18 protein-coding genes are annotated in these 19,612 nt (G+C 67.3%); 8 read left to right on the top strand and 10 right to left on the bottom strand.

Annotated features, from left to right (window positions below):
- Positions 1 to 72: 72 nt before the first annotated feature.
- On the bottom strand, positions 73 to 1,011 hold the full coding sequence (coaA, locus tag BN973_RS23950) for a type I pantothenate kinase (RefSeq protein ID WP_036471193.1): 939 nt from the start codon (positions 1,009 to 1,011) through the stop codon (positions 73 to 75).
- A 116-nt stretch (positions 1,012 to 1,127) separates the two neighbouring features.
- Here coaA and glyA point away from each other — a divergent pair, with 116 nt between their 5' ends.
- The 5 genes from glyA to BN973_RS23925 all read left to right on the top strand — a co-directional run bounded on the left by glyA (position 1,128) and on the right by BN973_RS23925 (position 7,387).
- Positions 1,128 to 2,408: a serine hydroxymethyltransferase gene (gene glyA / locus BN973_RS23945; RefSeq protein WP_036472985.1), complete on the top strand. Its 1,281-nt coding sequence runs from the start codon at positions 1,128 to 1,130 to the stop codon at positions 2,406 to 2,408.
- 69 nt (positions 2,409 to 2,477) lie between these two features.
- Positions 2,478 to 3,305, top strand: coding sequence for an acyl-ACP desaturase (locus tag BN973_RS23940; protein WP_036471192.1), 828 nt, complete (start codon positions 2,478 to 2,480; stop codon positions 3,303 to 3,305).
- A 222-nt stretch (positions 3,306 to 3,527) separates the two neighbouring features.
- A complete protein-coding gene (locus tag BN973_RS23935; protein WP_036471191.1) occupies positions 3,528 to 4,829 on the top strand; it encodes a PhoH family protein in 1,302 nt (433 codons plus the stop codon).
- 89 nt (positions 4,830 to 4,918) lie between these two features.
- On the top strand, positions 4,919 to 5,803 hold the full coding sequence (locus tag BN973_RS23930) for a polysaccharide deacetylase family protein (RefSeq protein ID WP_036471190.1): 885 nt from the start codon (positions 4,919 to 4,921) through the stop codon (positions 5,801 to 5,803).
- Positions 5,804 to 5,923: 120 nt separating this feature from the next.
- The gene (locus tag BN973_RS23925) at positions 5,924 to 7,387 is read left to right on the top strand and encodes an adenylate/guanylate cyclase domain-containing protein (RefSeq protein WP_051641635.1); all 1,464 of its coding nucleotides are present in this window, start codon (positions 5,924 to 5,926) and stop codon (positions 7,385 to 7,387) included.
- Between the two features lie 5 nt (positions 7,388 to 7,392).
- Here the strand turns inward: BN973_RS23925 and BN973_RS23920 are convergent, their stop codons facing one another.
- From BN973_RS23920 to glpX, 3 genes are read right to left on the bottom strand one after another with little or no spacing between them, the layout of a single operon-like run.
- Positions 7,393 to 8,418 (bottom strand): hypothetical protein, encoded by a 1,026-nt coding sequence (locus BN973_RS23920; RefSeq protein ID WP_036471188.1) that lies wholly within the window; start codon positions 8,416 to 8,418, stop codon positions 7,393 to 7,395.
- A 17-nt stretch (positions 8,419 to 8,435) separates the two neighbouring features.
- Positions 8,436 to 9,839: a class II fumarate hydratase gene (locus BN973_RS23915; protein ID WP_036471187.1), complete on the bottom strand. Its 1,404-nt coding sequence runs from the start codon at positions 9,837 to 9,839 to the stop codon at positions 8,436 to 8,438.
- Positions 9,840 to 9,875: 36 nt separating this feature from the next.
- Positions 9,876 to 10,961, bottom strand: a complete 1,086-nt coding sequence (glpX, locus tag BN973_RS23910) for a class II fructose-bisphosphatase (protein WP_139830010.1) — start codon at positions 10,959 to 10,961, stop codon at positions 9,876 to 9,878.
- 79 nt (positions 10,962 to 11,040) lie between these two features.
- Between glpX and BN973_RS23905 the strand changes: the two genes are divergently transcribed.
- Together BN973_RS23905 and BN973_RS23900 are read left to right on the top strand one after the other, a co-directional pair.
- Positions 11,041 to 11,712: a DUF4245 domain-containing protein gene (locus BN973_RS23905; protein ID WP_036471186.1), complete on the top strand. Its 672-nt coding sequence runs from the start codon at positions 11,041 to 11,043 to the stop codon at positions 11,710 to 11,712.
- A gap of 10 nt (positions 11,713 to 11,722) precedes the next feature.
- A complete protein-coding gene (locus BN973_RS23900; protein WP_036471184.1) occupies positions 11,723 to 12,520 on the top strand; it encodes a dienelactone hydrolase family protein in 798 nt (265 codons plus the stop codon).
- On the opposite strand, the gene BN973_RS23895 is transcribed toward BN973_RS23900, so the two are convergent.
- The 6 genes from BN973_RS23895 to BN973_RS23870 form a co-directional block, all read right to left on the bottom strand.
- Positions 12,501 to 13,640 carry an AI-2E family transporter gene (locus BN973_RS23895; RefSeq protein ID WP_036471183.1) on the bottom strand — a complete coding sequence of 380 codons (1,140 nt, stop codon included), beginning with the start codon at positions 13,638 to 13,640 and terminating at the stop codon, positions 12,501 to 12,503. The genes BN973_RS23900 and BN973_RS23895 overlap by 20 nt on opposite strands.
- Positions 13,641 to 13,865: 225 nt before the next feature.
- Complete coding sequence (locus tag BN973_RS23890) at positions 13,866 to 15,104, bottom strand: HNH endonuclease signature motif containing protein (RefSeq protein WP_036471181.1); 1,239 nt, start codon at positions 15,102 to 15,104, stop codon at positions 13,866 to 13,868.
- Between the two features lie 149 nt (positions 15,105 to 15,253).
- On the bottom strand, positions 15,254 to 16,360 hold the full coding sequence (locus BN973_RS23885; protein ID WP_036472980.1) for a 3-beta-hydroxysteroid dehydrogenase: 1,107 nt from the start codon (positions 16,358 to 16,360) through the stop codon (positions 15,254 to 15,256).
- A 61-nt stretch (positions 16,361 to 16,421) separates the two neighbouring features.
- Positions 16,422 to 16,667 (bottom strand): exodeoxyribonuclease VII small subunit, encoded by a 246-nt coding sequence (locus BN973_RS23880; RefSeq protein ID WP_036471180.1) that lies wholly within the window; start codon positions 16,665 to 16,667, stop codon positions 16,422 to 16,424.
- Complete coding sequence (xseA, locus tag BN973_RS23875) at positions 16,657 to 17,907, bottom strand: exodeoxyribonuclease VII large subunit (RefSeq protein WP_036471179.1); 1,251 nt, start codon at positions 17,905 to 17,907, stop codon at positions 16,657 to 16,659. The genes BN973_RS23880 and xseA overlap by 11 nt, the downstream gene beginning before the upstream one ends.
- Positions 17,904 to 18,503 (bottom strand): lipid droplet-associated protein, encoded by a 600-nt coding sequence (locus tag BN973_RS23870; RefSeq protein ID WP_036471178.1) that lies wholly within the window; start codon positions 18,501 to 18,503, stop codon positions 17,904 to 17,906. The genes xseA and BN973_RS23870 overlap by 4 nt, the downstream gene beginning before the upstream one ends.
- An 89-nt stretch (positions 18,504 to 18,592) precedes the next feature.
- On the opposite strand from BN973_RS23870, the gene BN973_RS23865 reads away from it, so the two are divergent.
- Entirely contained in the window at positions 18,593 to 19,591 is a 999-nt protein-coding gene (locus BN973_RS23865) for a 4-hydroxy-3-methylbut-2-enyl diphosphate reductase (protein ID WP_036471177.1), read from the top strand.
- The last annotated feature ends 21 nt before the right edge of the window (positions 19,592 to 19,612 follow it).

Below are 19,612 nucleotides of genomic sequence, written 5' to 3'. Positions count from 1 at the left end.
GCCGATGCGGGGCGCCGCGGGGCCACCTCAGTGCTCCGGCGAGCGCCCCGCCTCGGCCTTATTGCGGGTGCGTCACAGCTTGCGCAGCCGCAACCGGTTGATGGAGTGGTCGGCGTCCTTGCGCAGCACCAGGGTGGCGCGGGGACGGGTAGGCAGAATGTTCTCCACCAGATTCGGCCGGTTGATCGAGCGCCAGATCTCGCGCGCGGCGGCGACCGCCTTGGTGTCGTTGAGGGCCGAGTAGTGGTGGAAGTGCGATGCCGGATCGGCGAAGGCGGTGCTGCGCATCGCCAGGAACCGTGACACGTACCACTGCTCGATGTCTTCGATCCGGGCGTCCACATACAGCGAGAAGTCGAACAGGTCCGACACCATCAGGGTCGGACCGGTTTGCAAGACGTTGAGCCCCTCCAGGATCAGGATGTCCGGATGGCGGACCACGTGTTTGGCCCCGGCGATGATGTCGTAGCGCAGGTGTGAGTACACCGGCGCACACGCGTAGTCGGACCCCGATTTGACCGACGTGACGAACCGCATCAGCGCCCGGCGGTTGTAGCTCTCCGGAAAGCCTTTCCGGTGCATCAGGTTTCGCCGGTCCAGCTCGGCGTTGGGATAGAGGAAGCCGTCGGTGGTTACCAGGTCCACCCGTGGGTGGTGATCCCAGCGCGCCAGCAACGCCTGCAGCACACGGGCCGTGGTCGACTTTCCCACCGCCACGCTGCCGGCCACACCGATGATGAACGGCACCGGCCGGTCCGGATTCTGCTGCGGTTCACCGAGGAATTCCGCAGTGGCAGCGAACAATCGCTGCCGTGCCGCGACCTGAAGGTGGATGAGCCGGGCCAGCGGCAGGTACACCTCTTCGACCTCGAGTAGGTCGATCTGCTCGCCGAGACCACGCAGACCGACAAGCTCCTCTTCAGTGAGGGCCAGCGGCGTCGACATGCGCAACGCGCGCCACTGCTTTCGGTCGAACTCCACATAAGGGCTCGGCTCGCTCAGCCGGGGCATAGTGCCAGTGTGGCAGGGACGATCGCACGCCAGACGGCTGGGCTGGGTAAAGGCACCGCTGGAATAGACTGGCGGCCGTGACTGCCGCACCTGATGCCCGCGTGACCGCCTCCGTGATGTCTGCCCCGCTCGCCGAAGTCGACCCGGATATCGCCGAGCTGCTCGGCAAGGAGCTCGGCCGCCAGCGCGACACGCTCGAGATGATCGCGTCGGAGAACTTCGTGCCCCGCTCGGTGCTGCAGGCCCAGGGCAGCGTGCTCACCAACAAGTACGCCGAGGGGCTGCCCGGCCGGCGCTATTACGGCGGTTGCGAGCACGTCGACGTCGTGGAGAACATCGCCCGTGATCGCGCCAAGGCGCTGTTCGGCGCCGACTTCGCCAACGTGCAACCGCACTCCGGCGCCCAGGCCAACGCCGCGGTGCTGCACGCCCTGATGTCACCGGGGGAGCGGCTGCTGGGTCTGGACCTGGCCAACGGCGGGCATTTGACGCACGGCATGAAGCTGAACTTCTCCGGCAAGCTCTACGAGAACGGCTTCTACGGCGTCGACCCGGTGACGCATCTGGTCGACATGGACGCGGTGCGCGCCCAGGCACTCGAATTCCGGCCGAAGGTGATCATCGCCGGCTGGTCGGCCTACCCGCGCATTCTGGACTTCGCGGCGTTCGCGTCGATCGCCGACGAAATCGACGCCAAGCTCTGGGTCGACATGGCCCACTTCGCGGGCCTGGTCGCGGTGGGTCTGCACCCGTCTCCGGTGCCGCACGCCGACGTCGTGTCGACCACCATTCACAAGACGCTCGGTGGTGGCCGCTCCGGAATGATCATCGGTAAGCAGGAGTACGCGAAAGCCATCAACTCGGCGGTGTTCCCCGGTCAGCAGGGCGGCCCGCTGATGCACGTGATCGCGGGCAAGGCCGTCGCGCTGAAGATCGCCGGCACCCCCGAATTCGCCGAGCGCCAGCAGCGCACGCTGTCCGGTGCCCGGATCCTCGCCGACCGGCTGCTGGCCGCCGACGTCGCCAAGGCCGGCGTTTCGGTGGTCAGCGGCGGCACCGACGTCCACCTGGTGCTGGTCGACCTGCGCAACTCCCCGCTCGACGGCCAGGCCGCCGAGGACCTACTGCACGAGGTCGGCATCACGGTCAACCGCAACGCCGTGCCCAACGACCCGCGGCCGCCGATGGTCACGTCGGGTCTGCGAATCGGGACGCCCGCGCTGGCGACCCGGGGCTTCGGCGACGCCGAGTTCACCGAGGTTGCCGACGTCATCGCCACGGCGCTGGCGGCCGGTACCTCCGCCGACGTTGCCGCCCTGCGTGACCGGGTCACCCGGCTGGCCAGGGAATTCCCGCTGTACGACGGGCTCGAGGACTGGGCACTGGTCGGCCGTTAGGTCACGTAATGGCCGCGACACCCGCGATTGATTTCATAACACCTGTGTCTGCGGGTTACAGTTACTTTCATGGCAACGAAACCTGTCGCTAATGCGCTGACCCTGGAACTCGAGCCGGTCGTTGAGGCGGAGATGGACCGTCACCTGTCCACCGATGACATTTGGTTTGCTCACGACTACGTGCCGTTCGACCGGGGCGAGAACTTCGCCTTCCTCGGTGGACGCGACTGGGACCCGTCCAGCATGACGCTGCCGCGGGCTTTCACGGACGCCTGCGAGATCCTGCTGCTGCTCAAGGACGACCTGGCCGCTCATCACCGCGAGCTCGTCGAACACTTCATTCTCGAGGACTGGTGGGGCCGCTGGCTGGGCCGCTGGACCGCCGAGGAGCACCTGCACGCCATCGCGTTGCGCGAATACCTGGTGGTGACCCGCGAGGTCGACCCCACCGCCAACGAAGAGGCCCGCATCGAGTACCTGATGCAGGGCTACCGCGCCGACCACTACACCCAGGTGGAAACCCTGGTGTACATGGCGTTGACCGAGCGCACCCATGCCGTGTTCTGCCGCAACCTGGCCGCCCAGCTCGAGGAGCCGATCTTGGCTGGGCTCATCGACCGGATCGCCCGCGACGAGGTGCGCCACGAACTGTTGTTCTCCAATCTCGTCGCGCACTGCCTGAAGGTCACCCGCGAGGAGACCATCGGCGCGATCGCCAAGCGCGCGGCCGAACTGCAGGTCGTCGGCGCCGACATTCGCGCGTACCAGGACAAGGTGCAAAACGTCGCCGCCGCCGGGATTTTCGGACCCGCCGAGCTCCGACAGGCCATCGCCGACCGCATCACCGCCTGGGGCGTCGCCGACGAGCCCGAACTGCGACAGTTCGTCAGCGGCTAGACATCTGCTCGGTCAGCGTCACACCCCGGCGTCGGCGCGTCTGCGCTGCTGCGAAGCGGCGACGAGAGTAGCGTCGTTCTCGATGGTCAGCGTCTTGCTCAGCTGCCAGGGCGGCACCTCCCGTCAGATCAACGGAAGGACCGGCCCCGGTCCTGGTGTCGCAGTTCCCGCCGACATGCCTGTGCGGGTCCGCGCGGGCTCATCCCGCTCGAGGAGCGCTACGTGACCGAAATCCGGACCTACGTGATCGACACTTCCGTGCTGCTGTCCGACCCGTGGGCATGTAGTCGGTTCGCCGAACACGAGGTGGTGGTTCCGCTGGTGGTGATCAGCGAACTGGAGGCTAAACGCCACCACCACGAGCTGGGATGGTTCGCCCGACAGTCGTTGCGCTTGTTCGACGATCTGCGGCTGGAGCACGGGCGCCTGGATCAGCCCATTCCCGTTGGGACACAAGGCGGTACGCTGCACGTCGAGCTCAATCACACCGACCCGGCGGTGCTGCCGGCCGGCTTCCGAACCGACAGCAACGATTCCCGGATCCTGAGCTGCGCGGCCAACCTCGCCGCCGAAGGCAAGCGGGTTACGTTGGTCAGCAAGGACATTCCGCTGCGCGTCAAGGCCGCCGCGGTAGGCCTGGCCGCCGACGAGTACCACGCGCAGGACGTCGTCGCCTCCGGCTGGTCGGGGATGCAGGAGATCGAGACCGCTTCCGAGGACATCGACGCGCTGTTCGCCGACGGCGAGATAGATCTGGTCGAGGCGCGAGATTTGCCGTGCCACACCGGAATTCGGCTGCTGGGCGGAAGCTCGCACGCGCTGGGCCGGGTCAACGCGGACAAGCGCGTGCAACTGGTTCGCGGCGACCGCGAGGTGTTCGGGCTGCGGGGGCGCTCCGCCGAGCAGCGCGTGGCGCTCGACCTGCTGCTCGACGAGTCGGTGGGCATCGTGTCGCTGGGCGGCAAGGCCGGCACCGGCAAGTCGGCGCTGGCGCTGTGCGCCGGTCTCGAGGCGGTGCTGGAACGGCGGACCCAGCGCAAAGTCGTGGTGTTCCGCCCGCTGTACGCCGTCGGCGGCCAGGAGCTGGGCTATCTGCCCGGCAGCGAGAGCGAGAAGATGGGCCCCTGGGCGCAGGCGGTCTTCGACACCTTGGAAGGGCTGGCCAGCCCGGCCGTGCTGGAGGAAGTGCTGTCGCGCGGCATGCTCGAAGTGCTGCCGCTGACCCACATCCGCGGGCGCTCGCTGCACGACTCGTTCGTGATCGTCGACGAGGCGCAATCGCTGGAGCGCAACGTGCTGCTGACCGTGCTGTCCCGGCTGGGCACCGGGTCCCGGGTGGTGCTCACTCACGACATCGCTCAGCGCGACAACCTGCGGGTGGGCCGCCATGACGGCGTCGCGGCCGTGATCGAGAAGCTCAAGGGTCACCCGCTGTTCGCCCACATCACGCTGCTGCGCAGCGAGCGGTCGCCGATCGCCGCGCTGGTCACCGAGATGCTCGAGGAAATCGCCGGCCCGCACTGATTGCCTTTGGCCGCGAAACTGTATTCCACGACGCGTGCACTCACGAAATGCGTCGCTAGCTGCAGTCTCGCGGTGGGTAGGCTTTTACAGTGCGCAAACGACCCGACACCCAGGCCTGGCGCTACTGGCGGACCGTGTTCGGTGTCGTGGCCGCCGGTGCGGTGCTGGTGATCGGCGGCCTGACCGGTCACGTGACGCGCGCCGACAGCATGAGCTGCTCGGTGGTCAAATGTGTCGCGCTGACGTTCGACGACGGGCCGAGCCCGTTCGACGAGCGGCTGCTGCAAATCTTGAAGGACTGTGGCATCCCAGACGCCAAGGTCACCTTCTTCCTGATCGGCAACAAGGTGGCCGCCAACCCGGCCGGGGCCAGGCGGATCGCCGACGCCGGTATGGAAATCGGCAGTCACACCTGGGAACACCCCAACATGACGACGCTGCCGCCCGAGGACGTCGCCGGACAATTCACCAAGGCCAACGACGCGATCAATGCCGCGACCGGGCGGACCCCGACGCTGTACCGTCCCGCCGGCGGGCTGTCCACCCCCGACGTGCGCCAGACGGCCGCCCACTATGGACTGGCCGAAATCCTCTGGGATGTAATACCTTTCGATTGGGCGAACGACTCGAACACCGCGGCGACGCGGTACATGCTGATGACGTATATCAAGCCCGGCTCGGTGGTGTTGTTCCACGACACCTACTCGAGCACGGTTGACCTGGTGTACCAGTTCATACCGGTGCTCAAGGCCAACGGCTACCGCCTGGTGACGGTCAGCGAACTGCTGGGCCCGCGGGCACCGGGCAGCAGCTACGGTAGCCGCGAAAACGGGCCACCGGCCAACCAACTCCATGACATCCCGCCCGCGGACATTCCGACGCTGCCCAATACGCCCTCGCCCAAGCCGATGCCGAACTTTCCGATCACCGACATCCCGGGCCAGAACTCGGGTGGGCCAAATAACGGTGCCTAGCGCCCGCGCGGCTACCTTTAGAGGGTGATCAACGCGGACTGGCTGCGAGGTCGGGGTGCGCGAGAATCGCGTGACCCGGCGGCGACATCCGAGCCGCCGCAGCGCAAGTCAGCGCGGCGGCTGTCCATCGAGTACGCGGTCGACCTTGCCCTGTCCTACATCATCGCCGTCGTCGACGCCGCCGCCATCCTGATCCCGCTGCGGGGTCACACGTTCCTGAACACCGACGTCGATTTCGCGGAGAAGAACACACCGACGATCGTGGTGCTGGTCGTGCTGGGGATCATCGGTGTGGCGGTGGCAGGCATGGTCAGCCTCGCCCCCACGCTGCGCTGGTACGCCGCCGGCGCAGAACCCACCGCGGCCCAGCGGGAAACCGCGATGAAACTCGCCGGTCGCCAAACGGCGATCCTGATGGTCGCCTGGGGGCTGGCCGGCACGATCTTGCTGCTGGTCAATCTCGGCGGCGGCGCCGCGCTGCTGTTGCCGATGGTGCTCGGCGTGGTGCTGGGCGGACCGGCCGCCGCGGGCACGGGAATGCTGCTCGCGCAACGCACCCTGCGCCCCATCATGGGTGCGGCGACCCGGGGGCTCGAGCCCCGGTTGGCGGTGCCCGGGGTGTTCGCGCGCCTGGTCATGCTCTGGTTTCTGGTCAGCGCGCTGCCGATCGGCGTGGTCGCGACGTTGGTGGTGCTGCGCTCAAATGACTGGCTGATTCAGAAGTCCGCCGACGTCGACGTGCCCATCCTGGTGGTGTCGCTGGCCGCGCTGCTGCTCGGGCTGCCCACGATGATCCTGACGTCGCGCTCGATTTCGGACCCGATCGGCGAAGTTGTCGACGCGATGGCTCAGGTCCAACGCGGCAACATCGACACCACTGTCGGCGCCTACGAGCGATCCCAAATCGGGCGTCTGCAAACGGGATTCAACCGCATGGTGGCCGGCCTCGCCGAGCGCGACCGGCTGCGCGACCTGTTCGGGCGTTACGTCGGCGCCGACGTCGCGCAGCGCGCGATCGAAGAGGGCGCGTCGCTGTCGGGAGATGTGGTCGAGGCGGCGGTCTTGTTCATCGATCTGGTGGGTTCGACTCAGCTGGCGGAAAGCCGTCCGCCGCAAGAGGTCGCCGACGTGCTCAACGACTTCTTCCGCATCGTCGTCGACGCCGTCGACGAACACCACGGCCTGATCAACAAGTTCGCGGGCGATGCTGCGCTGGCGATCTTCGGAGCTCCGTTGCGCACGGGCGAGCCGTCCTCGGCGGCGCTGGCGACGGCGCGCACGCTGGGCACCCAACTGCGCCGACTCCCCGTCGATTTCGGTATCGGGGTGTCGGCGGGCCGGGTCTTCGCCGGCAACATCGGCGCCGAAAACCGCTATGAATACACGGTAATCGGTGATGCGGTCAACGAAGCCGCCCGCCTGGCGGATCTCGCCAAGACTGCGGATCGGCGCATCCTATGCTCGGCGGCGGCCATCGACCGGGCCGACGAGACCGAACGCGGTCATTGGGCGGAGTGCTATTCCACCGTGTTGCGCGGCCGCTCGGAGGCCACCCATGTGTCGGCGCCCGCGGGCCCGGCCTGACCGGATTACTTCGAAACCTTCAGCGATCCGATCACCTGGTTGAGCAGTCCCGCCGAGGCCGCATCGCCGATGGGCGTGGCGCCCAGGAAGATGGTGACCGGCTTGGTGTCGACCGCGATGATGACCACGGCGTCGCCCTTGACGTTGCGGGCGGGGTCGGCGATCGTGACGTCGGCGTCCACCCGCGCGGCCTTGATGCCCTCGACCGTGATCGACGACTTCTTGATCGGGCCCAGCGTCGGTGAGGCGTTCGAGTAGCCGGGGCCTTCGGCCACGCAATTCATCAGCTTCGCTGCCTGCGCGCTGACGTCCATGCTGGGGACGAAGTTGGTGACGGCGACCTCGGCCTGCATCACCCATTGACTGGCGCCCGGCACCTCCTGCGCTAGCCCCACTGCGCCAATGAGATTCGGAGTTTGGTCATCGGAGAACGGCACCCATCCGGGTGCCGCGTTGGCCGGAAACGACAGCTTGCCCGCCTTGATCGGGGCGCCGCCCGCGGGTTTGTCGCCACCGGACACGTTGGGTGTGCAATCGGTTGCGGTCTGTCCGGAACCACCCGGCTGCGACGTCGGCGCGGCTGTCGAAGACGACGGACCAGAGGGGTTGGCCCTGGGGGACTTGGGTTCGTTGTTCAGGCTGACGATCAGGATCACCACCAGCGCGATGACACCCAGCACCGCGATGCCCGCGACGATCAGCCACGGCATGTTCGACCGCGGCCCGTTCGGCGGCGGTCCCGGCGGGTAGGAGCCGGGCGGCCAGCCGGGGGCATACGGCGGCCCGGCCTGACCGAACGGCTGACCGGGGTACGAAGGATCCATCCCGCCCTGAGGATTGGTGAACGGACCGGTCGGCGGGTAGGGGTACGCACCACTTTGGGGCCCCGAGTAGGGGCCGCCCGGCGGGTACGGGGGCGGGCCGCCCTGCTGCGGGCCGGTCGGTGGTGGTCCACCCCAATAGGGGCCCTGCCCATACGGATTCGCACCGTACGGATCCTGACCGTAGGGACCGCCCGGAGGAACCGTCATTGCAGAACCACCCCCACCTAATTCGCCGGTTTGACCTTCGCCATCGCCAGCACGTCGAGCCGGCGGTCCAGTTCCTCGATCGACAACTTGTCCCCGATCAGGCCGCGGTCGATCACGGTCTGACGGATCGTCTTGCGCTCCTTCAGTGCTTGCTTGGCCACCGCGGCGGCTTCCTCGTAGCCGATGGCCGAGTTCAAGGGTGTCACGATCGACGGCGACGACTCGGCCAGCTCGCGCAGATGCTCTTCGTTGGCCTTGAGGCCGACGATGCAGCGCTCGGCGAACAGCTTCGAGACGTTGGTCAGCAGCTTGAACGACTCCAAGATGTTGCGGGCCATCATCGGGATGTAGACGTTGAGTTCGAAGGCGCCCGACAAGCCACCGACCGCGACGGCGGCATCGTTGCCGATCACCTGCGCGGCGACCTGCGTAACCGCTTCGGGCAGAACAGGATTGACCTTGCCCGGCATGATCGAGCTACCCGGCTGCAGGTCCGGCAGCGCGATCTCGGCCAAACCGGTCAGCGGCCCGGATCCCATCCAGCGGATATCGTTGGCGATCTTGGTCAACGACACGGCGATGGTGCGCAGCGCACCGGACGCCTCCACCAAGCCGTCGCGCGCGGCCTGAGCCTCGAAAGAGTTTGCCGCGGTGCGTAATTCGGACAGCCCCGTCGAAGCTACCAGCGCCTCGACCACCTTGGCGCCGAAGTCGTCGGGAGCGTTGAGCCCGGTGCCCACCGCGGTTCCGCCGATGGCCAGCTCGCCCAGCCGCGGCAGCGTGGCCCGCACCCGCTCGATGCCGGCCTCGATCTGGCGGGCGTATCCGCTGAATTCCTGGCCGAGGGTGACCGGAACCGCGTCCATCAGGTGGGTACGGCCCGACTTGACCACGGTGTGCCACTCGCCGGCCTTGGCCGCCAGCGCGTCGTGCAGGATCTCGAGCGCCGGGATCAGATGGCGCACTGCGGCTTCGGTGGCCGCGATGTGGGTCGCGGTCGGGAAGGTGTCGTTGGACGACTGTGACATGTTGACGTCGTCGTTGGGGTGCACCGTGACACCGCCCTTGGCCGCGATGGAGGCGATCACCTCGTTGGTGTTCATGTTGGAGCTGGTGCCCGAGCCGGTCTGGAAGACGTCGATCGGGAACTGGTCGTCGTGTTTGCCGTCGGCGATCTCGGCCGCGGCCGCGATGATCGCGTCGGCCTTCTCCGGTGCCAGCAGTCCGAGGTCGCGGTTTACCTGGGCGCAGGCGCCCTTCAGCAATCCCAACGCGCGGATCTGGGTGCGCTCGAGGCCCCGGCCAGAAATCGGAAAGTTCTCCACCGCGCGCTGGGTTTGCGCTCGCCACAACGCTTTTGCGGGCACACGTACCTCGCCCATGGTGTCGTGCTCGATGCGATATTCAGCGCTTTCGGCCATCAATCAGTTCCTCTTCGTCGGGGTGTGCTGTCGCGGTTACGGCAGGGGATAGGCAGCGGTGCTGTCGCCGGTGAAGTCGATCGCGGAGTATTCGTTGAGCTTGGAAAGCCGGTGGTAGGCCTCGATCATGCGGACGGTGCCCGACTTCGAGCGCATCACGATCGACTGGGTGGTGCACCCGCCGGGGTAGTAGCGGACGCCCTTGAGCAGATCGCCGTCGGTGACGCCGGTGGCGCAGAAGAAGACGTTCTCGCCGGACACCAGGTCTTCGGTGGTCAGGATCTGGTCCAGGTCGTAGCCGGCGTCGAGCGCCTTGCGGCGTTCGGCGTCGTCGCGCGGCGCCAGCTGCGCCTGGATGGCCCCGCCCATGCAGCGGATCGCCGCCGCGGCGATGATCCCCTCCGGGGTGCCGCCGATGCCGGCCAGCATGTCGGTGCCCGACTGGGGCCGGCAGGCCGAGATCGCGCCGGCGACGTCGCCGTCGGTGATCAGCCGGATGCGGGCACCGGTGGCGCGGGCGTCCTCGATGAGCTGACTGTGCCGCGGCCGGTCCAAGATGCACACCGTCATGTCCCGCACCGACAGGTCCTTGACCTTGGCGACGGCGCGGATGTTGTCGGCGATCGGCGCGGTGATGTCCAGCACGTGCGCGGCTTCGGGACCGACGGCGATCTTGTTCATGTAGAACACCGCCGACGGGTCGAACATCGCGCCGCGGTCGGCCACCGCCAGCACCGAGATGGCATTCGGCATGCCCTTGCTCATCAGGGTGGTGCCATCCACCGGGTCGACGGCGAAGTCGCAGTCCGGGCCGTCGCCGTTGCCGACCTCCTCGCCGTTGTAGAGCATCGGCGCCTCATCTTTTTCGCCCTCGCCGATGACGACGACCCCGCGCATGGAGACCGAGCTGACCAGTTCACGTATCGCGTCGACGGCCGCGCCGTCACCGCCCTCCTTGTCGCCGCGGCCCACCCAGCGGCCGGCGGCCATCGCGCCGGCCTCGGTCACCCGGACCAGTTCCAAGGCCAGGTTGCGGTCGGGCGCCTCGCGGCGTGCCCGTACCTGCGGGTCGGAGCCCGCAGTCGCGGTCGAAGACGAACCGGATCCGCCCGATGCTGTCATGTTGGTGATTCTCCCAGAAGCAGATCGGTCCGCTGGAGCTGGGCTGCGGCTGGTGACGGCAAACTGGGATACTCGTGGGGTGACCGAGGAGCAGCCCAGCGCCGACCAGGCCGGTGAACCGGTGCCCGCGGCCAGGCCGGCCAAACCGCGGTTGCTGCAGGACGGTCGCGACATGTTCTGGTCGCTGGTGCCGCTGGTGGTCGGATGCATCCTGCTGGCCGGCATGGTCGGGATGTGTTCGTTTGAGCCGACCGGGGCGAACAAGGGCGCGATTCCGTCCTACGACGCGGCGACGGCCCTGCGCGCGGATGCGCAGACGCTGGGCTTTCCGATCCGGTTGCCGCAGTTGCCCGAGGGCTGGCAGCCCAACTCCGGCAGTCGTGGCGGTATCGAGAACGGGCGGATGTCCGACGGTCAGCGGCTGCGCGCGGCCACGTCGACGGTCGGGTACATCGGCCCCACGGGGATGTATCTGAGCCTGACGCAGACCAACGCCGACGAGGACAAACTGGTCGCCTCGATCCACCCGTCGGCGTATCCGACCGGAACGGTCGACGTCGCGGGAACGAGCTGGATCGTCTATCGCGGGTCCGGTGACCGCGGCGCCGATGCCGAGCCGGTCTGGACCACCAAGCTGGCCAGCCCGGGCGGGGCCACCCAGATCGCGATCACGGGTGCCGGAACCACCGATCAGTTCCGTACGCTGGCAGCCGCGACGCAGTCACAGGCGCCGCTGCCGACCAGCCGATAGGAGCGATCGCGTGACAGCACCCCAAGCCGACCTCTCCGGATGGGTGGCGGCACCGTTCAGCGGTGGCGGCTACACCCACGACGTCTACCGCAAGGGCACCGGTCCCGGGGTCATGGTGATTCCCGAGATTCCGGGAGCCCATCCCGGTGTGCTGGGCCTGGGTAATCACCTGGTGGACAACGGTTTCACGGTCGCCATCCCGTCGCTGTTCGGGGCGCCGGGCAAGGCCAAGACGGTCGGTTACACGACGGCGGTCACCGCACGGGCTTGTGTGGCAAAGGAATTCGCGGCCTTTGCGACGAACAAGCAGCGGCCGGTGTCGTTGTTCTTGCGGGCGTTGGCCCGTGACCTCAAGGCGTCGACGGGAGCCAAGGGCGTCGGCGTGATCGGTCAATGTTTCACCGGCGGTTTCGCGCTGGCCGCCGCGGTCGACGACAGCGTGCTGGCGCCGGTGCTCAGCCAGCCGTCGGTGCCGTTGCCGCTCGGCGTGACTCGTCGCAGGGACACCGGGCTCAGCGAATCCGAACTGGCCACCATCGCCGAGCGTGCCGCCAACGACGGCTTGTGCGCCATGGGCTTGCGATTCAGCGAGGACTGGATGTCCCCGCGCGACCGCTTCACCGCGCTCAAGCAGCGCCTCGGCGACGCGTTCGAGGTGATCGAGATCGATTCGCGCCCGGGCAACCAACACGGCTTCGGCAAGGCGGCGCACTCGGTGCTCACCGACGAGGTCCGGGAAGTCGACGGCCAGCCCGCCTACGAGGCCCGCAAGCGAGTCGTCGAATTCCTCACGCAGCGCCTGACTTAGCCGTCTTCCGCCACGGCAGCCAGTTGCGGCGCGCGGGCCTGTCGTCGTCCGGTATCACCAGCTCGACGCCCCGGTAGACCGCCAGGTAGACGTCGATCGTCGTGACGATCAGGATCATCAGCACCGGCCCGATGACGATGCCCCACGGGCCGAACATGGCGATACCGGCGAACACCGCCAGCAGCATCAGCGCTGAATTCAGCCGGGCGTCGCGCGGCACCAGGATCGGCCGCAAGAAGTTGTCGATGTTGGTGACCACCAGCAGATGCCACAAGATTACGAACGCACCACCGAAGATGTTGCCGTAGAAGATCATTCCGATGCCGAACGGAATCGTCACGATGCCTCCGCCCAGCGGGATGATGGACAGCGCGGTGAGCACGATCGCGAAAATGAAGAAGCCGTGGTGGAATCCGGCGATGTAGATAGACCCCGCACCCGCGACCCCTTGGCAGAGCGCGATGACGAACTGGCCAAACACGGTGCCGCGCACCATCGCAGCGGTCTTCTTCAGGTACAGATCCGTGACTTCCTCGCCCAGCGGGTTGAGCTGCCCGATCAACGTCCGCAGCCTCTCACGGTGCACCAGCAACGCGAGAAAGACATAGAGAAAGATGATCCCGTAGGTGATGGCACCGAAGACGCCTCCCGCCGCGCCCTGAAGGGCTTGCAGCAGCCACTGACCGGCGTGCTGTCCTCCACTGACCGCCGCCTTGCGCAGCTGCTCGGCGCTGATTGTCATGTGCAGGAAGGGAACTCGGCCCAACAGGTCGTTGACGAGGTGCAGCGCCTTGTTGCCGAGCTCACTGGGGTCGGTGGTCTTGACCCACCCGGAGACGCTGCTGACCATGCGGGAGATCTGGACGACGGCCAAGACGATGAACAAGCCGACCGGCACGATGACCATCGTCAGTGCCGACAACAGGGTGAAGGTCGCCGAGAGGCCGGTGCCGAAACGCTTGTTGAACCAATTGAACAGTGGCGTGAACATATACGCACCGACCGCGGCGACCACGATCAGCACGAAGTAGTCGCGCAGGAAGTAAGCGCCAAACGCCAGCGCAATCAGCGTGAGTACCGCGAGGGCACGTTTCTGGGTGAGCGTGAATTCGGTGTTCATAACGCCCTCCGGGTCGCCGTTGAGCTGAACCTTAGCCCAGCCGGCGATTTTGGTGCAGAGTGCGCGCTATCGCGGATTGGTTGGCTGCCCGCTTGGCGGCGGCTGTGGCCACCGGCGCCGGGCTTGCATCTGCGGGTAGATCTCCCGACTTGGCTCGGCGGCGGTGTGGGTTGTGAACGTCGCAGGCGAAATCGTCTATGCCCCAATAGGTTTGAGCACTGCGGCTCAGTTGGTTGGTGGTGGTTGTGGTTGGAAGGGTTGGTACCACCACCAGTGGGCGCGTTCGCCGGTGGGTCCGGGGCAGGGTGGCACATCGGGTGGGGGACGTTTTGGTGGGCGGGCGAGTGATCCCGGGCGCAGCTGTTCGCCGGTGCTGTCGGTGATGGTGAGGTGGTCGGCGGGTCCGGTGATGGTGATGCCGCCGCGGTGGTGCAGGCGGTGATGATACGGGCAGAGCAGGACCAGGTTGGCCAGTTCGGTGGGGCCGCCGTCTTCCCAGTGCACGATGTGGTGGGCGTGTAGGCCGCGGGTGGCCCCGCAGCCGGGCACCGCGCAGGTGCGGTCGCGGTGTTGCAGGGCGCGGCGCAGCCGCCGGCTGATCAGCCGGGTGGTGCGCCCGGCGCCGATAGGCTCACCGGCGCGTTCGAACCACACCTCACCGGTGGCATCACAGGTCAGGTAGTGGCGTTCGGCGTCGGACAGCAGCGGGCCCAGATGCAGCGCCGCGGCCCGCTGGGCCACATCCAGGTGCACCACCACGGTGGTGTGCTGGCCGTGCGGGCGGCGGGTGGCCTCGGCATCCCACCCGGTCTGCACCAGGCGCAGAAACGCCTCCACGGTCCCCGGGAATGGGGGCACCAAATCACCGGCGCTGGTGGCGTGGTCCTGTTTGTATTCGGTGATCAGGGCGTCGCGGTGCGAGGCCAGCGCCGCCTCGAACTTCGCCGCATCGGGGTGGGGCAGGGTGATCCGCCAGCAGGTGGACTCCTCGGTGGCGGTTTTGCTGATCGAGGCGGGCGGGGCCGGCCGGGCCGGCTCGGGGTGGGGTCGTGGTTCGAGTTTGACCGCGGTGCGCAGCTGGCTGACGGTGGCCACCGAGGCCAGTGCCGCGTAGTGCTCATCGGATCCCTGCCCCGCCCCGCCCGCGATCACCCCGATCTGATCCAGCGACAGCCGACCCTCGGCCATCCCCGCAGCGCAGCGCGGAAACTCGTCGAGCCGGTGGGCCACGGTGGCGATGGTGTGGGCGTGGGCCGGCGACGACCCGGTCTTCCAGGCCACCAACGCCGCCACCGACCGCGCACCGGTCATCCCCCACAACCCGTCGTGGTCGATCTCCGCGGTGATCTGCACAATGCGGGCATCAATCGCGTTGCGTTGACCGGTCAACTCCGCCAACTCGCCAAACAACACCTCCAGCCGCTCCTTAGGGCTCACCACCACGCAAGACGACCCGATCGACATAACCCGATCCTCACAGCCGGCTACGACAAACCACAGCCCACAACCCCGCCGTAGGCGGCGCCCGGCGTCGTTATCCACAGTCACGAGTTTGTCCACAGACGCTGCCGACCATCGGACCGGATCGCCGGTGACTCGTCGGTTCCGGAGCGCTACCGCTTGGCGGCGCTTTTGGCCGCCTCGGCCTGCCGCTTCATCTGGGCGAACATGTCCACGTAGTAGGGCAGGCACTCGGTCAGCGCCTTCTCGGTGGTAAACAGCGGCTGGTAGCCGAGGTCGCGCGACGCCTTGGCGACCGAGAAGAAGTTGTCCAAATACAACCGCTCGACGGCCAGAGGCTCCAGTAGCGGCCCGGGAATCCCGAACCGGAAGTGCATGCGCTGCCAGCCGGTCATGGCCGCCCGGACGATGGGGCCGTTCACCCGAATTCGCGGCCAGGGCTGCCCGCATGCCTCCACCACCGGCCGGGCGAACTCGAACATGTTGATCGGCTCGTCGTCGTTGATGAAGTACGCCTGACCGGGCGCGGTGCCGCCGGGCACCAGATGCTGGGCGGCCAGGATGAAGCCGTGAATCAGGTTGTGCACGTAGGAGTTATCCAGCCGGGCCGACTTGCGACCGATCAGCACCTTGACGTGACCGGCGATCACGCTCTCGAACAGTTTGCGGAACATCGTCTGGTCGCCGCGGCCCCAAATGCCGCTGGGGCGAATCGCGCACGTCAGCATGCCGTCAACGTCGTTCTGGGACAACACGAATCGCTCGGCGACGACCTTGGTCTCCGTGTAGAGATCGTTGAATCGGGTGGTGTAGGGCAGGGTTTCGTCGCCGCCGGCGATATTCTGGCCACCCATCACCACGCTGTTGGATGACGTGTAGACGAATCGCTGCACGCCCGCCGCGCGGCCGGCTTCTACCAGGTTCTCGGTCCCGCCGACATTGATCCCAAAGCTGCGCTGACGGTATTCGTCGGTGACCGACGCGCCGCCCATCAGTTCGATGATCGCCGCGGTGTGGAAAACCGTGTCGATCCCGTCCACCGCCTGCGCGCAGATCGCCTTGTCGGTGATGTCGCCCTGCAACACCTCCAGCTGCGAGTGCGGGGCCAGCGGCGACGGGGCGCGGTCGAAGGAACGCACCGAGTATCCGCGGTCGAGCAAGGTGGTCACCAGGTTGGCGCCGACAAATCCGGAGCCGCCGGTGACCAGGACGCGGCCGAGTTCGGTCGTCAGTGCTGCATCACCCATGCCGGACAGAATAACTGAAACACGTTCCAGTTTTGTGCAAACTGCGGAATTCGTTTTGCATAGAAGGTTCGATTCAAGCCTCGTCGCCCTGCCCGGTGGCCAACGCATCCTCCACTCGCTTGCGGGCGCCAGCTAAGTGCTCTTCGCATCGTTTTGCCAGCTGCTCGCCTCTTTCCCAAAGTTTCAGCGATGCATCGAGATCCAGTCCGCCCTGCTCCAACAGGCGCACGACTTCGATCAGCTCGTCCCGGCAGGATTCATAGCCAAGTTGACTAATGGGCGTAGCCGATTCGCCTCCGCAGTCGTTTTCAGTGACCATCGGTCAGCCCTTCACTCACCGCCGCTACGGCGCCGTCGGAAACCCGCACCCGCAGCCGGGTGCCGGCCGGTGCCTCGTCCACCGAACGCAGGACGTGAGGCGCTCCGGCGGCGGGAACCGTTTGTACCACCGCGTACCCGCGGGCCAACGTCGCCGCGGGGCCCAGCGTAGCCAGCCGTGCGGACAGGTGACCGACACGTTCGGATTCCGCGGCCACCAGCCGGGTGATGTCGCGGCGCACCGCCGAGCGGGCGCGGTGGATCTCCTCGCCGCGTGCCGTCAGCGCGGTCAGCGGCTCGGCCAGCACCGGGCGGCTGCGCAACTGCGTCAGTGCGCGCTGTTCGCGAGATACCCAGTTGCGCAATGCCTGCGCGCTGCGCCGGCGCAGGTCGGCGATTCCGCGCTGCTCGGCGGCGGTGTCGGGAACAACCCGCTTGGCCGCATCGGTCGGGGTGGCCGCCCGCAGATCGGCGACCAGATCGCACAGCGGGTTGTCGGGTTCATGGCCGATCGCGCTGATCACCGGTGTGCGACAGGCCGCGATTGCGCGGCACAGCGTCTCGTCGGAAAACGGCAACAGGTCCTCGACGCTGCCGCCGCCGCGGGCCAGCACGATCACGTCGACGGCCTGGTCTCGATCGAGTTCACGCAGCGCCTCGACGATTTGGGCGACCGCGTTGGGTCCCTGCACGGCGGTGTTGCGAACGGCGAACCGCACCGCGGGCCACCGGGTGCCGGCGACCGTCGTCACATCGCGCTCGGCTGCACTGGCCCGGCCGGTGATCAGCCCAATCATGTTCGGCAGGAAGGGAATTGGCCGTTTCAGACGCGGGTCGAACAGGCCTTCGGCGTCCAGCAGTCGGCGCAGCCGGTCGATCCGGGCCAGTAGTTCGCCCACACCGACAGCGCGAATCTCGGACAGCCGCAACGAGAATGTGCCGCGCCCGGTGTAGAACGACGGCTTGCCGCAGACCACCACCTGCGTGCCCTCGGCCAATTTCACCGGTGCGTTGAGCACGAGGTCGCGCGGACACGTAACGGTCAGCGACATGTCGGCGGCCGGGTCGCGCAACACCATGAACACGGTCTTGGAGTCGGCCCGGATGTTGATCTGGGCCAATTGCCCTTCGACCCATACGGTTCCGAGCTTGTCGATCCAGCCCGCCACCCGGATCGCGACGGCGCGAACCGGGAAGGGGTTCTCGGCCGAGTTCGCCTCCGAATTCGCCGCTCGGGTCACTTCGCGGACGCGCGGGTGATCCTGTTGGCCAGCAACGTCTGAAACGGCGCCCGGGCCTTGGTGGCCTGCTCGTAGGCCAGCAGGGCTTCGAGCTCGTCGACGTTCAGCGACTGGACCCGGGAGCGCAGCTGAGCCAGTGTCAGTGTCGGGTAGTCGAGTTCGGCCGCCACGGACGGCTCCGGAACGGTCGATCCGGTCGCCGACTTCTTCGATTGCCCGGCGGGCTTGACCAGCGCGCTGGCATCCTCGTGCGCGTCGGCCACGGAGTACAGCGCGAAGCGGCCCTCGGCCCGGCGATCGCCCCCCGCGCCGTCCGGCAATTCGGCGAAACCCCCGTCGATCGCGACTTCGGTGTCCTCGTCGAACGTTGCCCATTCCGGCTTTTCGTCTTTGGGCGGAAAGATGGATTCCAGGGTGGAATCGCCCTTGATCACCAGCTCCGCGAGATTCTGCTGGAACCGCATCACGATGTGAGCGACCTCACTGGCCAACGTCATTGGGTACATCAGGATGGTCTTCGGCAGTCTGATGGTCTCTTCGACGGCGACTGTCGCCGCGCCGACCAATAGCCGAACTCCGTACGGTGCAGAAGCCATGCGTCCAAGATTGCCCTAAGCAACGGCTAACTCCAAGCCCGGCGCCGCGAGCTGGCGAGCCCGTGTCGGCGGAACGTACCCTGGAGCCCATGCCGCCGACCATCGACATGGGGATTCCCGGCGCATCCAGCTCGGTAGCCAGCGATCCGGCCCGTAAGCGGGTGCTGCTGGCCGAGCCTCGTGGCTACTGCGCGGGCGTGGATCGGGCCGTCGAAACGGTCGAGCGCGCGCTGCAAAAGCACGGCGCCCCGGTGTACGTGCGCCACGAGATCGTGCACAACCGGCACGTCGTCGACACCCTGGAAAAGGCCGGCGCGGTGTTCGTCGAGGAGACCGATCAGGTCCCCGAGGGCGCCATCGTGGTGTTCTCCGCGCACGGCGTCGCGCCGACGGTGCACGCCGCGGCCGCCGAACGCAACCTGCACACCATCGACGCCACCTGCCCGTTGGTCACCAAGGTGCACAACGAGGCCCGGCGCTTCGCGCGCAACGATTACGACATTCTGCTGATCGGTCACGAGGGGCACGAGGAGGTCATCGGTACCGCCGGGGAGGCACCCGACCATGTGCAGCTGGTCGACGGCGTCGCTTCGGTGGACGACGTGACGGTCCGCGACGAGGACAAGGTGGTGTGGCTTTCGCAGACCACACTGTCGGTCGACGAGACGATGGAGATCGTCGAGCGGCTGCGCCAGCGCTTCCCGAAGCTGCAGGATCCGCCCAGCGACGACATTTGCTACGCGACCCAGAACCGCCAGGTCGCCGTCAAGGCCATGGCACCGGAGTGTGAGCTGGTGATCGTCGTCGGGTCGCGCAACTCGTCGAACTCGGTGCGGCTGGTCGAGGTGGCGAAGGGCGGCGGCGCCGCGGCGGCGTACCTGGTCGACTGGGCCGACGACATCGACCCGGCGTGGTTGGACGGCGTCACGACCGTCGGCGTCACCTCCGGCGCGTCGGTTCCCGAGGTGCTGGTGCGCGGGGTGCTGGAGCGGCTGGCCGAATGCGGTTTCGACGTGGTGCAACCGGTGACGACGGCGCAGGAGACGCTGGTGTTCGCGCTGCCCCGGGAGATCCGTTCGGCGCCGTGATCGTCGGTCGTGTGCGGCGCG

It is taken from the genome of Mycobacterium triplex, assembly GCF_000689255.1.
Taxonomy (GTDB): domain Bacteria; phylum Actinomycetota; class Actinomycetes; order Mycobacteriales; family Mycobacteriaceae; genus Mycobacterium; species Mycobacterium triplex.
This window is presented reverse-complemented; position numbering and strand designations above follow the sequence as displayed.

What these genes read in the sequence shown, in the direction of transcription:
- BN973_RS23895 (WP_036471183.1), bottom strand. Translation starts at nt 13,640, where the DNA reads ATGAACACCGAATTCACGCTCACCCAGAAACGTGCCCTCGCGGTACTC.
- BN973_RS23915 (WP_036471187.1), bottom strand. Translation starts at nt 9,839, where the DNA reads ATGGCCGAAAGCGCTGAATATCGCATCGAGCACGACACCATGGGCGAG.
- BN973_RS23920 (WP_036471188.1), bottom strand. Translation starts at nt 8,418, where the DNA reads ATGACGGTTCCTCCGGGCGGTCCCTACGGTCAGGATCCGTACGGTGCG.
- BN973_RS23880 (WP_036471180.1), bottom strand. Translation starts at nt 16,667, where the DNA reads ATGGTCACTGAAAACGACTGCGGAGGCGAATCGGCTACGCCCATTAGT.
- BN973_RS23865 (WP_036471177.1), top strand. Translation starts at nt 18,593, where the DNA reads ATGCCGCCGACCATCGACATGGGGATTCCCGGCGCATCCAGCTCGGTA.
- BN973_RS23890 (WP_036471181.1), bottom strand. Translation starts at nt 15,104, where the DNA reads ATGTCGATCGGGTCGTCTTGCGTGGTGGTGAGCCCTAAGGAGCGGCTG.
- BN973_RS23940 (WP_036471192.1), top strand. Translation starts at nt 2,478, where the DNA reads ATGGCAACGAAACCTGTCGCTAATGCGCTGACCCTGGAACTCGAGCCG.
- BN973_RS23870 (WP_036471178.1), bottom strand. Translation starts at nt 18,503, where the DNA reads ATGGCTTCTGCACCGTACGGAGTTCGGCTATTGGTCGGCGCGGCGACA.
- coaA (WP_036471193.1), bottom strand. Translation starts at nt 1,011, where the DNA reads ATGCCCCGGCTGAGCGAGCCGAGCCCTTATGTGGAGTTCGACCGAAAG.
- glpX (WP_139830010.1), bottom strand. Translation starts at nt 10,961, where the DNA reads ATGACAGCATCGGGCGGATCCGGTTCGTCTTCGACCGCGACTGCGGGC.
- glyA (WP_036472985.1), top strand. Translation starts at nt 1,128, where the DNA reads ATGTCTGCCCCGCTCGCCGAAGTCGACCCGGATATCGCCGAGCTGCTC.